Raw genomic sequence first — 14,322 nt, 5'->3', positions numbered from 1 at the left:
TTCATTGGGCATGCGCCGTAAGGGCTTTGCTGTCAGCGCTGGGGCGCTTGCACAGGGTCGCCTCGACACTGAGGTTGGCCGGCATGTTTTCCGGGCTTTGGATGTCCAGGGCGAGCAGGTTGAGGTCAACCCAGTCGGCGTCGTTGCGCAGCTCGAAGACGTAGCGGCCGTCGGTGGGCGCGCGTTCGCTCTGTTCGAGTTTGAAGTTTTCGCGGCGGCCGGTGAGGTACCAGAGCGTGGCCTGGGCTTCGTGCACACTGGCGTCACTGAAGGTCAGGTCGATCTGGTAGTCGCCACCGCGCAAGTCCTGCAATGGGCTGTGCTCACCGTTGACCAGCACCTGATTGGCACCGGGTTTGAGGGTGACCTTGTTCTTCATTACGGCCTTGCGGCCTTCACAGCCGTTGTCCACCAGCGGCACGGCCTGGCGGTAGAAACTTTGCTGCGCCAGGTCGTAATGGGTGGCGAATTCCCAGATCAGAATCTGTGGTGGGTTGTCATGGAACTCCTGGCTGGTCATGTATTGCAGCAGGGCGCTGTCGAAGCCACCGCCGCTGACCGAACGGTTGAGTACTTCAGCGCCGCTGTGCTGTTGCAGAAAACCGGCGAAGTTGTAGGCCGGGCCGCTGTTGCTGGTGCCGACCAAGGCAATCTGCGGGTCGGCTTCATCGCCGAACAGGCTGTCGCTGTCAGCCACCCCCTGTATGGCGGTCTCATAGCGCGGCACATACTCGGTGGCGTAGGTGGTGCCGCAGAAATTCGCAGCGGTCTTGTGCAGAGTGCCGGCCTTGGGCAACAGGCCGGTGACGGCGCTCTCAAACTGTTGCTGGGGAATTGCGTCGAACCCAGGAATTTCCTTGAGCGTGGTGGCCACCAGTTTGGCGGTGCGGTCGGCTCCGGCGGGGGTCCAGTGGTGGTCCGCCTTGAAGTAGTAGTCGGTGTCCACACCCTGTTCATCGAACAGCGGCGACAGGTCTGTGGTCCAGATCCCCGCCTGGCGGAAGCCCTCAATGGCCTTGAGGTAGTTCTGCTTGGCCAGCTCGAAATTAAACTTGGCTTTTTCCTCGGCGGTGAGTCTTTCGCGGTTAACCAGGCCGCGCGTCGGTTGATAAACGATCAGCAGTTCCACGCCTTTTCGTTTGAGCGCATCGCGCAGCCGTTTGAACTGACGGTAGCCAGCGGGCGTGGTGCCAAAGTCGGTGCGCAGGTCATAACGGCTGCGAAACAGCCAATCCCCTTGACCTTGTACCAGCGCAGTGAAAAAGCTCAGGTACTTGGTGTTGTATTGGCTCGGGTCCTGGGCGATAGGGCACAGTGGGCCGACACGTTGGACTTGATACTGCGGTTCAGCCTGTACAGCGGCCGTCCCCAGCAAGGTGCAGATAAGGGCCAGTTGGCGGAGTTTAAAAGGGTGCGTGTTCACGTTGTTGCTCCTCAATCCTGGAGTTCAGCCTGGCTTTCCACGGGGTCGATCAACACGGCCAGTTGGCGGCGCACCATCAGATCGAGGATTTCCTCCTGTTTGTCACCGAGCACACCACTGAAGCTGATCCCGGTGCTTTTGCTCGGGGCGAGCATTTCCACGCGGTACAGCTCAACCGATAGCGGCGAGTCGATGGACAGTGGGCCGGAACCGTTGGCCGCGAGGGTGCCGCCGACCACGATCATCGACACTTCGGTATCGAAGGGGTCGAGCTCGATATTGCGGTCGGTATCGGAGAGATCCTTGATGTGCCCATAGATCCCGCTCAGGCCATTGGCGGCGGCGAGGTTTTCGTACAGGCGGATATTCACGCTATTGCGCAAGCGGATGCCGTGGCGGGCGTTGTTCAGTACCCGATTGCCCCACAGCAGGTTGTCCGAGCTTTCGTAAAGAGTGATGCCATCCGAGTGGTTGCCATACACATGGTTGTAGGCCACCAGGTTGTTGACGCTGTTACGGTCGATAACGATGCCGGAGAGTTTGTTGTCGTAGCTTTTGTTATTGATGATCCAGCTGTCGTCGACCTCGCGGGAGATGATGATGCCGTGCTTCTTCTTGGTGCCGTGCACGGTGTTTTCGGCAATGATCAAGCCGTGTGAACGGTCATGCGGGTCAATGCCATAAACGATGTTGTCGCGGTAGGTATTGCCCTTGATCACTACGTTTTCGGCTTCATAGCAGTAGAAGCCGTACCAGTGGTCGACAAACTCTGAGTCGATCAGCCAGCCGGTCGGTTCCGGGCGTTTCAGCCGGGCCTGCATGCCGGGGGTGTACTGGGTGATACTGACGCCATACGACTTGCTGGTGTTGTAGCCCAGGCTGGTAAATACGCTGGAGGCGATATACAGCTCGCTGCCACCCCAGGACACCAGAAAAGGCCGGAACTCGTTAGGTGTGCGGAAGGTGGCTGGCCCATTATCGGCCTCGCGCCAGGCCGTCAGTTTGGTTTCGGTGAAAAACAGCTGGCCGTCATTGACCATAAAGCTTCCGCGCTCTTGCGACAGGCGCAGTTCCTGGGTGCTCTTGTCGATATGCAAGGTCGCGCCCTGGGCCACCACAATGGGCAGGCGGGCCAGGTAGACCCCCGGCTCGACTTCGCTGAACTGGCTGTCCGGCAAGGCGTTGGCCAGATCCTGCGGGGTGACATAGCCACCCTCGACGAAGATTGCCTGGGGCATACCTTTCTGCCGGGCTACCCACTCGCGCAGACGCTCGTTGCCGCCGATAAAGTCCTTCAGCGCATCCTGCTGCACCATGCGCCGCACCACGACCTTGCCGCCTGGGCTGCGTTTGATCTTGGCTTCGACAGCCGCCAGGGTATAGCCGCTGAGGTCCGGCAGCTGCGGTGGATCCAGGTGCAAGGCATCAATGGGCGCGCTGGTCACCGTGTAGTTCTGCGTTTGTTTGAGTTGTTGCGACTGTGGCTCGCTGGCAGATGCTGCGGTTATCCAGGGCGCAGCCGGTTGCAGCGCGCCGAGCAGAATGCCGCTGCACAGCAGCGCAATGCCGGTGGCGCGTTTGAGTTTGCTGGGGCGTGGCGTCATGGCGCAGGGTCCTCAGAATTTCCAGATAACGTCGATAAAGGCGCGATGCATCAGCGAGTCGGTGTCGCTGCCGTAAGCGTCACCGGGTTTGAATACGCCGCCGCGAAAACGCACCAGGGCTGCCGGTTCGTCGATGGCTTCGCTCATCGCTGCAGGCAGCAGGCCTTGCTTGAAGTACTTGGTCACGACCAGATCCAGCTCCTGGCCGAGCTCCTTCTCGCCATCCACCAGGGCCACCTGCGGCGCGGGGGAGAGGTCGGCGAGTGGGTCATCGAAACGTGCGTTAATGCCGCTGCGCCCGATTTGTTGATGCTCGTCGACGCGCCAGAAATGGTGGTAGACCAGGCTGGCCTCGTACTCGTCAGCCAGCTGCCAGGTGCCGAACAGGGTGGCGGCCTGCAGGTTGCTCAGCTCACCACGGAAGGCCTCGCCGAAGCGCTGCACGCTGCTGCGGGTGCCGGCGAAGGTGGAGCGGTTGCTCTGCAGGCCGGTCTGCCGGTAGTTGTCGTTGCCATTGCCGTCGTCATCACCGCCGCCACTGCCACGGGCGTAGGCCGCACCGATTTGCCAGTTGGGATCAAGGCGCAGACGCAGGCCCAGGTCTGTAGCCCAGGCGTTGAGATTGGTGCTGTTCTGGCCGCCAGCAATACCATCATCGACGTCGTTGTTGAGGCTGTTGCGTTCGCCTGTCAGCGAGGTGAGGCTGGCCCAGTAGTTGAGGCGTTGTTGATTGCGCACGTTATAGGCATCGCTATGCGCATGCAGGCCCAGCCAGGTGAGGTCGCCGTTGGCACGCTTGTCCAGTGTGTCGATGGGCTGATTGGGGTCAGCCAGTTCGCCATCGTCGCGCGAGTGATGCACACGCACGCCGACCCAGTGCCCGGGCTGCCATTGACCGGCAACATCAGCAAATAGATGCAGGCGATCCTCGTCTTCCGGGGCCAGCTCGTCGATGTCGGTGCGGTACTCGCTAAAGCGCTGCGCGACCCCGAGGCTGGCCTCTAGCAGGCTGGTATCGAAGCGCCAGTTCAGTGCTTCGATATTCGTATCGCGCCACTGCCCGTCCTCGTTGCGCAGGCGCTGTCGGCCCAAGCGCAGGTGTTCGCCTGGGTAGTCGGTCAGGCCGGCGTAGTCGACCCAGAACTCGCGCAGTGCCAAGTAGTTCTTTTCGCGGGTGCGGCCATCGGTCTGGCTGGCATCGGTCTCGCTGGTGGATGACTCCAGGGTGTCGGTCTGGATGATGTCGCTGGCTACGACCGCCTGGCCCATGGCGAAGACACTCCAGTCGCCCCGTTGGACGCGCACCCAGGGGCGCAGGTCGAGGGCCGCGCCGTTGGCGTCGCCACCACCACGGGTGCCAAGGTCGCGATCGTCTTCCGACTGCACGGTGAACTTGACGTCGACGCCAAAGTGCTTGGCGTCCATCTGCACGGCCCAGGCTTGGCTGCCGCAGAGCATGGACAGGCCAACGCCAAGGCTGATGGGGTTGAGTTTGCACTTGGCCCTGTAATTCATTGGTTGTGCGCCTGCAGAGTGGGTTGGGTCTGCCAGGCACTGCCGCGCAACTGACGTTCCTCCGCGAGTAACTGCTCAGCCTTGGCGCGCTCGCCGGGCTTTAGTTGCTGTTCGCTGTTGCGTGCCAGCTCGGTGGCTTGAGGCGTGTTCTTTGGCAAGGCCAGCTGGCTGAAAACAAAGGCGTTAACCGGGTCTGGCTGGATGCCTTTGCCCTGCGTATACATCTGCGCAAGGGCGAAGTCGGCGTTGATCTGGCCATTGCGTGCTGCGCTGAGCAGGTGGTCGAGGGCCTGTTGCGGGTAGATGTCGCCGAGGTAACCGCGCAGGTAGATTTGGCCGAGAAAGTAGTTGGCGCTGGGTTCACTGGGCGCAGCCTTGCGCAGATGCTCTTCGGCTTTCTGCGGGTCTTGTGGCAGCAGTTTGCCTTCGTAGTACAGGCGGCCGAGCAGCAATTCAGCACGTGGCAGAGCCGCCGCACGGCCTTGCTCGAGGTACTCCTGCATTTGCTCGACATCACCCAGCGCGGGGTAGTCGTAAAGCAGGCGCGCCAGGCTGACCCAGGCGGCTGGGTAGGTCGGTGCAATGGCTTCGAGCATCTCCTGCGCCTGGCTTTCATCCGGCTTGCCGAGTTCGGCATCGGCCAGCACTTGGGCTACGGCCTCCACTCGTTGTGCGGGTATCGCCGCGCTGCGGTAGCCGGCCATCAAACGTTGGATCAAAGCTTTTTGCTGCTTGGTCTTGCCCTGCTTCTGGTACACGGTAGCCAGCTCGACATAGCAAACATCTGCCTGGTTGATCAGGCCCTGGCAGATCTGTTCGATCTCATCCAGATGCTGGTCGTAGCTGCCCTGGCTGCGGTACAGCAGGATCTGCGCCAGATCGGCCTGGGTATGGCCTTGTTGGCGCCAGGTGGTGAGGCGTTGTTGTACGTTCATGTCGGGATAATCCTGTGGATATTGCAGATACAGCATCACCAGCGGCAGCAGGCTGCCCGGTTCCCCCGTAGCGAAGGCCTGCTCCAGCAGCTGCGCGGCTTCGCGGCGCTCAGCTGGGCTGGCGGTGGGTTTGCGGGCGAGCAACTTGCCCAGCCGCGCTTGCGCCCGTGGCGAACCGTCGAGGGCACTGCGGTAGGTCTGCTCGGCTTGCTCCAGACCTTCTGCGGAGCCGCTGGCCAACTGCAGATCTGCCAGGCCGATTTGCGCGTCGACATAGCCCAGCTCGGCCAACTGGCGGAAATGCTGTTCGGCGGTGGCGTGGTCGCCCTGCTTCAGTGCTTCTACGGCCAGGCGCTGGTCAGGCAGGTTGACGCACGCGCTTAAGCCGAGCGCCAGGGACAGCGTCAGCAGGGGCGTGGCCAGTGGGCGAGTGTTCAAGTTCGACATACGGCTGCCCTCAGAGACCAGCCGCCAGGGCTTTGTCGATCATCCAGTCGAGGGATGGGCCGCGGTCGAGCACCACTTCAACCGGCTGCCCGGCCAAGCTGCTGCTCAAGGTTTGCTCGGGTTCGATCACTACGCGGATGTCTGCGGCCAGACCGCCGTCATGCAGGCTGCTGCTGATGATCTTGCCGTAGCGCGGGGTATCGTCACCGGCGACCATAAAACTGGCGCGGCTGCCGATGCGGGCTTGGGCAAAGTTGCGGTACGGGAAGCTCGCCAGCACGGTGGCTTGGGTGTTCTGCGGTACCAGTTCGAAAATCACGTCGCCCTTGCTGGCGAACTGACCATCGGCAACCAATTGGCGCGCCACTTTGCAGTCGCATGGGCTGGTCAGAGTGCCTGTGACTTGTTTGCCGAACAGGGTTTCGACATTTTCCGGGCTCAATTGCTCGTCGTTCAGGTGGCCTTTGAGCATCTCCAGCATGCTGGCGGAGAATGAGGCAATCGGCGCCCCCTTGGCGATTGCGCCATCAGGTCCGATCAGGCTCTGTACCGTGCCTTCACGCGGCATGGTGACCTGTAGGCTAGGCACATTGACCAGGCCTGACTGGGCATGCGTGACGAAGTACAGGCCGTAAACCGACTTGAAGATAAAACCGAAGGCGGCCAGGCCAACCAGAAAGATTGCCAGGCTGAACGTTACAGCCTTCAGGCGGCCCAATACCCCCATGCCCGCATTGTTACTGGTGTTCTTGCGCGCCTTGGTGAAGTTGTCGCGTTGCAGGGTGCTGAGCAGGTCACCGGCGCTCACCAGTTCCCCGCCCAGGTAGGCGCTGATCAGGTGGCGCAGAGTGGCCTGCTCGCGTGGTTTGAGATTGTGCAGCTGGCAGCCGATGCGGTTGCCGTCCATGTCAACTGAGCGCACCTGAAATTCGATGTCGATGCCCAGGTTGAAGCTGTCGAGCTTGAACTGCATGCGGCCTTTATGAAAGTCACCAATCTGCAGTGTTTGCTGCTTGTCGATCACGCTGAAGCCACCCGCAGAGATATCGCTGAGCGGTAGCTCGATACGTTCGCGGTTCTTGTTTAGGTAGTGCACCTGGGCTGGAATTCTCACCCGAGCATGCTGGCGCTGGGCTTCTGACTCATGGACCACATTGACGTTGACGGCTGTATTCATGCTTGCAAATTCCTGTTCAAAAGGATCACGGTCGTCACACCAGCACCAGCAGGGTGGCGACGAATAGGCTGGCGGCAGAGAAGGTCATGGCGCGCGAGGACCATGTGTTGAACCAGCGCTGAAAACTCACCAGGCCGCGATCAAGCTTGGTGTTCTGGCGGGTCCAGGATTGCTGGTCGAGACGGAAGAACACATAGATCTTCACCAGCGCACCGACGATCTGGTTGTAATAGAGAATCAGTGGATACGCCGGCCCGATGCGGTGGCCGGTAACGCTGAGCAGCAGAGTCAGAACCAGTCGGGTTAGACCGATCCACAGCAGGTAGACGAGGATGAAGCCGAAGCCATATTTGAGACTGGCGATAATCGCGACGCTGAGGCCGAGCAGGCAGGTCCACATCGAGACACGCTGGTCGAACAAAACCAGGCTGGTGAAGCCACCCAGGCGGTTTACTCCCAGGCGTAGGGCGCGGGCGTTTTGCCGCAGGTTGTTGCCGTACCAACGGAACATCAATTTACGGCTGGCTTTGATAAAGCTCTTTTCCGGTGGATGCTCGACCGTGTTGATCGCCGCGTCCGGCACGTAAAAAGTGTCGTAACCCAGGCGCATCAGGCTGTACCAGCTGGACTTGTCATCGCCAGTGAGAAACTGGAAACGACCCAGGCGCCAGTGGTCGAGGTGATCGCTCTCCACGTCGGCGATAAATGCCGGGTCAGTCACCACTTCGGCGCGGAAGACCGACATGCGCCCAGTCATGGTCAATACGCGCTTGCTCAGGGCCATCGAGCACATATTGAGGTGGCGCTGGGCAAAGCGCAGCTTGTGCCATTCGCTCATTACGTAGCTGCCGCGAACCTCGCAGAACTCGTTGGTGGTCAGGCCGCCGACATTGGGGAACAACTTGAACCAGGGCACGGTTTTGCGTACTACGCCCTCGCCGAGCACGGTGTCACCGTCAATTACGGCCACCACGGCATCGGTACCTGGCATCTGCCGCGAGATCGCCCGAAAGCCATAGGCCAGGCCGTCACGCTTGCCGGTACCGGGAATGCGCACAAAATCCAGGGTGACATGCGCCGGAGGCTGCATCTGTGCCCAGAGGTTTTTCACCAGCAGCTCATCAGACAGCTCGACGATGGAGCAGACCACGGTTGCCGGGTAGCCGCAGTCAATCGCTTCACGGATGACCGAGCGATACACCTGGGCGGTGGTCAGCGCATCGATGCGAAAACTGGTGACCAGCAGAAACACCTGGGACGGGTCGGCAGCCTTGCCGAGCTCGGCGACCTGGCGTCGGTAGTAGGGGAACACCACATAGAGAAACAGCATGCCGCGTACGAAATGCACGGCACCCATGGAATATCGCCAAATGCCAACGACGCCGATCAGCAGGAGGTAGTCGCGCGAGTCGGGGTCGAACACGCTCCTCGGTAATGCCAGCGCCAGCAGCATTAGCAGTGATAAGTAGAACAGCCAGCCGGCGGCCTGGTTGAGGCCGCTTTTAAGCGTGTGCAAGTGCATAAACATATCCATCGTTTGTGCTGATAGGCCCTGGGCTAGCGTTGGCCGCCCAGGGCTTGCTTGGGCTTACGAGCCGCTGTGCTTACCAGCAGATTCCTTCGCTGCCAGCACGCGACGCAGTCGGCATAAAGCCCACCAGATCAACCACGTGTTTACCGTCCATGGCGCTTTGCGCCAGAGGGGCAAAGTGCATGTCGCTGTTGCCCAGCACGATGATGTCGGCGTTATCCACCACAGCATCGAAATCACTGCTGAGCAGAGAGGACACGTGGGGGATCTTCGACTCGATGTAGTCCTTGTTCGCCCCATAGACGCGGGCGTACTCGACGTTGCGGTCGAAGATGCTCAGGTCATAGCCCTTACCGATCAGCATTTCCGCCAGCTCCACCAGCGGGCTTTCACGCAGATCGTCGGTGCCCGCCTTGAAACTCAAACCGAGCAGGGCGACTTTGCGTTTGTCGTAGCTGGCGATGATGTCGAAGGCGTTTTGCACCTGAATGGAGTTGCTGCGCATCAGTGAACCAATCAGCGGTGCGTCAACATCCAGGGAGCCTGCGCGGTAGGAGAGGGCGCGAACATCTTTGGGCAGGCACGAGCCACCAAAGGCGAAGCCGGGTTTCATGTAGTACTTGGAGAGGTTGAGCTTGTGATCCTGGCAGATCACCTCCATCACCTCGCGACCGTCTACGCCAGCCGCTTTGGCGATGTTGCCAATTTCGTTGGCAAAGGTGACCTTGGTGGCGTGCCAGACGTTGCAGGTGTACTTGATCATTTCTGCAACATCGATGCTTTTGCGGATGATCGGCGCATCGAGCTCGCTGTAGATGCTTTCCAGCAGATCGCCGGAGGCTTGATCCAGCTCCCCGATCACTGTCATGGGCGGGAAGTCATAGTCTTTAATCGCGGTGCTTTCGCGCAGGAACTCCGGGTTTACTGCCAGGCCGAAGTCAACCCCGGCCTGCTTGCCCGAGCAGTCTTCGAGGATCGGCAGCACCACGTTCTTGGCGGTGCCCGGCAGCACTGTGCTGCGGACCACCACGGTATGCCGTTCGGTTTTATCACGCATGGCCAGACCGATTTCGCGGCACACGCCCTCAATGTAATTAAGCTCCAGATCGCCGTTCTTTTTGCTCGGCGTACCCACGCAGATAAACGACACGTCGCTGTTAAGCACCGCATCGATCACATCGGTGGTACCGCGCAAATTCCCCGAAGCCAGCCCCTGTTGCAGCAGTTCTTCCAGGCCGGGTTCGACGATTGGTGATTTGCCATTGTTAATCAGATCAATCTTGCTGGCGGATACATCCACGCCGATCACCTGATGACCGCGCGCCGATAAACAACCTGCACAAACTGCCCCGACATAACCTAAACCGAAGATGCTAATTCGCATCGCATTCACCTCGTCCATTTATTGCTACTATTAATAAGTGGCAGCTGGCCACAGTTATTCGTTAGTTCTGCACGCTAAGGTGCTTGAACTAATTCAGGCATAAGAATTGATTGGCAACTTAAAGCGGTTGCCGGCGTCGGGCTTTATAGATTACGTGCCCGTTCTACTTGTTCTGCCATTTGCACGGTCGGCTCTGGCATGGGGATGTTAGTAAGTTGCTGAGTCGTTTTAGTTCCACCTTGTTTGAGTCGGTGACTTTCTAATGTTGATTTACTGCTGCGGATAATGGGCCGTGTTTATTGCAGTTTTACTCACACGAAAGTCGCATAAAGAAAAGCATCGTGTCGCTATGAGTGCGGTAATTTTCTGATGGTTCCGACCGTTCGTCATCTTTCGTAATGAAATGAGAACTGCTTGGTAGTTGCACTTTGATGGCATTTTGCAATGAGCTGGCCGTTAATTCGGCGCGACGGGAAAGTGTGTTAGAAAGTTCAATAAGAATTTTTCAGATTAAAGAATCTGACTGTTTGAATAAGTATTGTATGGGGCGGGGGAATGAAGCAGGGCGGGCCATTTACGCGGCCCGCAGGAGGGAGAGGGGGTTAATTCTGAGGATGGTCGCGGAGGAAAACCAGGGTGTCGGTTTTCGAGTTTTCGGCCGAGTAGCGGTAGCCTTCGTAGGTGAAATCCTTGAGGCCGGCCGGATCGCTCAGGCGCTCTTTGATCACGTAGCGTGCCATCAGACCGCGAGCTTTTTTTGCGTAGAAGCTGATGATTTTGTACTGGCCGTTCTTCAGATCTTTGAATTCGGTGTCGATGATCCGCGCATTCAGTGCCTTGCGTTTGACCGCGCTGAAGTATTCGTTGGACGCCAGATTGAGCAGCACCTCGTCGCCCTGGGCTGCCAGCGCCTCATTTAACCAGCCGCTGATGCGTTCACCCCAGAAGTCGTAGAGGTTATTGCCGCGCGGATTGGCCAGCTTGGTGCCCATTTCTAGGCGGTAGGGCTGCATCAGGTCGAGCGGGCGCAGCACGCCGTACAGGCCGGAAAGCATGCGCAGGTGGGTCTGCGCGAAATCGAAGTCGGCTTCGCTGAAATCCTCGGCGTTAAGCCCGGTGTACACGTCGCCCTTGAACGCCAGCAGCGCCTGCTTGGCGTTGGACGGATTGAACGGCCGCTCCCAGCTGCCAAAACGCGCAGCATTGAGGCCGGCGAGTTTGTCCGACAGATGCATCAGCTCGGCGATCTGCGCCGGGGTGAAGTCGCGCAGCTGCTGGATCAGGTCCTGGGCGTAGTCGAGATGTTCGGGCTGGGTAAAACGTGGAGTCGCCGGCGGCGTCTCGTAATCGAGGGTCTTGGCCGGGGAAATCACCATCAACATAAGCTGTGCTCCTGAAAGTCTGCGGCGATTCTAGAAGCTGGCAGCCGCTGAGACTACCTATTAGGGCGATTAGCGTTGCGACTTGACCCAGGGGCCGCCACGGGGTTGTAGTCTGCCCAGGTCGAATTCTCCAAGGAGCTGTTATGACCGCTTGCAACCATTCGCGCTGGGAGCCGTCCCACGATTACCGCCCGCTGGAAACCACCGCCGAACGTCAGGCCTGGCGCGTTGCCGCGCTGACCGGGGTGACCATGTTGGTGGAAATTGTCGCCGGCTATGCATTCAACTCCATGGCCTTGCTCGCCGATGGCTGGCACATGGCCTCGCATATGCTTGCCATTGGCCTGACTGCTTTGGCTTATCTGCTGGCGCGGCGCTACGCCGATGATCCGCGCTTTGCCTTTGGCACCTGGAAGGTTGAGGTGCTGGCCGGTTTTGCCAGTTCATTGATGTTGCTGGTGGTCGTGGCGATGCTGGCGTTCGAATCGCTGTGGCGGCTATGGCAGCCCCAGGTGATCGCCTTCGATATGGCGCTGTGGGTGGCGGTCGTCGGTTTGTTGGTCAACTTGACATCTGCCTGGCTGCTGCGCGACAGCCATGATCACGGTCATGCGCATGGTGCAGGCCATGGCCACACCGACGCGCATGCTCATGCCGATCACGATCACGATCACGATCATCCGGAGCCCGCGGCGGGCAAGGACCTTAATCGCCACGCGGCCTTTATCCATGTTCTGGCCGATGCACTGACGTCGGTGGCGGCTATCGTCGCCTTGCTGGGTGGTTTGCTGCTGGGCTGGGATTGGCTCGATCCGCTGATGGGCGTCATCGGTGCGGTGATCATCGCGGTCTGGGCCAAAGGACTGCTGATCGAAACCGGCAAGGTACTGCTCGATCGCGAGATGGACAGCCCGGTGGTCGCGCGCGTACGCAGCGCCTTGGCGCAGGAGGCAGACACCGAACTGGCCGATCTGCATCTGTGGCGCGTTGGCCGGGCTCAGTTCGCTTGCATCGTCAGCGTGGTGACCCATGGTGAGGGCTCAGCGGATCGCTACAAGGCGCGGCTGGCGGGGATTGCGGAGTTGGTGCATGTGACCGTGGAGGTCAATCGCTGTGCCGATAAGCACGGGGTGGAGCAGGGCTGAAAGGTAAAAATATTTTGGCTCGAACGCCGGTTGGACTTCCGACTTTAACGGCGCTTGCCCGGTGCGCCAAGCGCTATTTGTCGCTCCGATAAATAAACCTGAGAAAACCAAAAAATACGTTTTTCTGTCATCTTTTTTGGAGTATCTAAAAGGCAAGACCGCCGAACCCTGCAGACAGGTGGCGGCCATTGGCCCTCACCTTTTTGCAGCCTTCTCAGCCTCGGCACTGAGGAGTCGACGGCCCCTCCGCGGCGCAGTTTCGCCCCTGCGTTGCTTGGCTACTACAAGAAGGTGACCGAGTATGGATGACCACGGACGCTCCAAACCCACCGCCCCAACCCTGTACGCCCTCGATACCAATGTACTGATCCACGACCCCAACGCGCTGCTGAATTTTCAGGAGCACCATGTCGCTATCCCGATGACCGTACTGGAGGAACTGGACAAGCTTAAAACCGGCAAGCAGGGCGTGGCCGCCGAGTGTCGCCAAGCCATCCGTCTGATCGACAAGATCCTTGGCAGTGCCGTCCCCGAGGAAGTGGAACACGGCGTCGCCATCCAGCGTGACAAGAGCGGCCCGTGTGGCTTTCTCTCCATTCTTATGAGCAAGAGCGCAGCCCCGATCACCTGGCTGCCGGAAGACCTCAACGACAACAAGATCATCAATCAACTGGTCGAGCTGAAGTCCCGCCGCCCCGGTCTCAACGTGGTGCTGGTGACTAAAGACATCAACATGCGCCTCAAGGCGCGCGCCTGTGGCATCGATTCGGAGGACTACCACACCGACCAGCTGGTCGACGATGTATCGCTGCTGTCGCAGGGTTACCACAATATGGACGGCTCCTTCTGGGACCGCGTGAACAAGGTGGAAACCCGTCAGGATCACGGCCGTACCTGGCACCGCGTGCAGCTGACCGACAACCTGCCTGCGGTGCACGTCAACGAGTTCATCATCGACGAGCAGGGCTTTGTCGGTTGGATCAAAGGCATTAAGCACGGCGAGTTGCTGATTCTTGATATGCATCAGGAGCCCTTGATGCATCAGGAAGCCTGGGGCCTGCGTCCACGGGATATCTACCAGTCACTGGCGCTGTTTGCCTTGCTCGATCCGGACATCCATCTGGTCAACCTGTCCGGCGCGGCCGGTTCCGGTAAAACCATCCTGGCCCTGGCGGCGGCCATCGAGCAGACCATGGTCAGCAAGCGTTACCGGCGCATCATCGCCACCCGCAGCGTGCAGGGGCTGGATCAGGAGATCGGCTTTCTGCCCGGCACCGAAGCCGAGAAGATGGAGCCCTGGCTTGGCGCGATTACCGACAACCTCGAAGCCCTGCATATGGACGACGAGAACACCCACGGCAGCGTCGACTACATCCTGCAAAAGGTCCCGCTGCAGTTCAAATCCCTCAACTACATCCGTGGCCGTAGCTTCCAGCAGAGCCTGATCCTGATCGATGAATGCCAGAACCTCACCCCGCACCAGATGAAAACCATCATCACCCGTGCCGGCAGCGGTTCCAAAGTGGTGTGCCTGGGTAACCTGGCGCAAATCGACACGCCTTACCTGTCCGCGCCCAGCTCGGGCCTGACCTACCTGACGGAGCGCTTCAAAGACTTCGAGCATGGCGTGCATATCACCCTGCAGGGTGTGCCGCGCTCGATCCTCGCCGAGTACGCCGAAACCCATATGTAACGCCCCTCCACCTCGCTGGCCCTGCAGGCCGTTACGGCTGCAGGGCCAGGTGCGGACCTCGCTGCATAACCTCTCGTCTGAATCCC

At 59.6% G+C, this 14,322-nt stretch carries 10 protein-coding genes; 2 read left to right on the top strand and 8 right to left on the bottom strand.

Translation table 11 applies throughout. The annotated features are described in order from the left end of the window. Position 1: 1 nt before the first annotated feature. The 8 genes from AACY25_RS04365 to yaaA all read right to left on the bottom strand — a co-directional run bounded on the left by AACY25_RS04365 (position 2) and on the right by yaaA (position 11,398). Positions 2-1,423 carry an alginate O-acetyltransferase gene (locus AACY25_RS04365; protein ID WP_445262113.1) on the bottom strand — a complete coding sequence of 474 codons (1,422 nt, stop codon included), beginning with the start codon at positions 1,421-1,423 and terminating at the stop codon, positions 2-4. Between the two features lie 11 nt (positions 1,424-1,434). Continuing rightward, positions 1,435-3,027, bottom strand: a complete 1,593-nt coding sequence (gene algG / locus AACY25_RS04360) for a mannuronan 5-epimerase AlgG (RefSeq protein ID WP_339522749.1) — start codon at positions 3,025-3,027, stop codon at positions 1,435-1,437. 12 nt (positions 3,028-3,039) lie between these two features. After that, positions 3,040-4,542, bottom strand: coding sequence for an alginate export family protein (locus AACY25_RS04355; RefSeq protein ID WP_445262112.1), 1,503 nt, complete (start codon positions 4,540-4,542; stop codon positions 3,040-3,042). Next, a complete protein-coding gene (gene algK, locus AACY25_RS04350; protein WP_339522748.1) occupies positions 4,539-5,924 on the bottom strand; it encodes an alginate biosynthesis TPR repeat lipoprotein AlgK in 1,386 nt (461 codons plus the stop codon). The genes AACY25_RS04355 and algK overlap by 4 nt, the downstream gene beginning before the upstream one ends. A 10-nt stretch (positions 5,925-5,934) precedes the next feature. Then, entirely contained in the window at positions 5,935-7,101 is a 1,167-nt protein-coding gene (locus tag AACY25_RS04345) for an alginate biosynthesis protein Alg44 (RefSeq protein WP_339522746.1), read from the bottom strand. Between the two features lie 34 nt (positions 7,102-7,135). Beyond that, positions 7,136-8,623 (bottom strand): mannuronan synthase, encoded by a 1,488-nt coding sequence (gene alg8 / locus AACY25_RS04340; RefSeq protein WP_445262111.1) that lies wholly within the window; start codon positions 8,621-8,623, stop codon positions 7,136-7,138. Between the two features lie 82 nt (positions 8,624-8,705). Then, on the bottom strand, positions 8,706-10,016 hold the full coding sequence (locus tag AACY25_RS04335; protein ID WP_339522745.1) for a nucleotide sugar dehydrogenase: 1,311 nt from the start codon (positions 10,014-10,016) through the stop codon (positions 8,706-8,708). A 602-nt stretch (positions 10,017-10,618) separates the two neighbouring features. Next, positions 10,619-11,398: a peroxide stress protein YaaA gene (gene yaaA / locus AACY25_RS04330; RefSeq protein WP_339522743.1), complete on the bottom strand. Its 780-nt coding sequence runs from the start codon at positions 11,396-11,398 to the stop codon at positions 10,619-10,621. A gap of 143 nt (positions 11,399-11,541) precedes the next feature. On the opposite strand from yaaA, the gene dmeF reads away from it, so the two are divergent. Beyond that, a complete protein-coding gene (dmeF, locus tag AACY25_RS04325; protein WP_339522741.1) occupies positions 11,542-12,543 on the top strand; it encodes a CDF family Co(II)/Ni(II) efflux transporter DmeF in 1,002 nt (333 codons plus the stop codon). Positions 12,544-12,844: 301 nt separating this feature from the next. Then, the gene (locus tag AACY25_RS04320) at positions 12,845-14,236 is read left to right on the top strand and encodes a PhoH family protein (RefSeq protein ID WP_339522739.1); all 1,392 of its coding nucleotides are present in this window, start codon (positions 12,845-12,847) and stop codon (positions 14,234-14,236) included. Positions 14,237-14,322 lie beyond the last annotated feature (86 nt).

Origin of the sequence: Pseudomonas sp. EA_35y_Pfl2_R111, from assembly GCF_963970955.1 — a bacterium.
Taxonomy (GTDB): Bacteria; Pseudomonadota; Gammaproteobacteria; order Pseudomonadales; family Pseudomonadaceae; genus Aquipseudomonas.
Note: the sequence above shows the minus strand (reverse complement) of the source record. Positions and strands in the feature narration are given on the sequence as shown.

Coding starts and splice junctions, on each gene's coding strand:
- yaaA (WP_339522743.1), bottom strand. CDS start 11,398: ATGTTGATGGTGATTTCCCCGGCCAAGACCCTCGATTACGAGACGCCG.
- AACY25_RS04345 (WP_339522746.1), bottom strand. CDS start 7,101: ATGAATACAGCCGTCAACGTCAATGTGGTCCATGAGTCAGAAGCCCAG.
- algK (WP_339522748.1), bottom strand. CDS start 5,924: ATGTCGAACTTGAACACTCGCCCACTGGCCACGCCCCTGCTGACGCTG.
- algG (WP_339522749.1), bottom strand. CDS start 3,027: ATGACGCCACGCCCCAGCAAACTCAAACGCGCCACCGGCATTGCGCTG.
- AACY25_RS04355 (WP_445262112.1), bottom strand. CDS start 4,542: ATGAATTACAGGGCCAAGTGCAAACTCAACCCCATCAGCCTTGGCGTT.
- AACY25_RS04335 (WP_339522745.1), bottom strand. CDS start 10,016: ATGCGAATTAGCATCTTCGGTTTAGGTTATGTCGGGGCAGTTTGTGCA.
- AACY25_RS04320 (WP_339522739.1), top strand. CDS start 12,845: ATGGATGACCACGGACGCTCCAAACCCACCGCCCCAACCCTGTACGCC.
- alg8 (WP_445262111.1), bottom strand. CDS start 8,623: ATGCACTTGCACACGCTTAAAAGCGGCCTCAACCAGGCCGCCGGCTGG.
- dmeF (WP_339522741.1), top strand. CDS start 11,542: ATGACCGCTTGCAACCATTCGCGCTGGGAGCCGTCCCACGATTACCGC.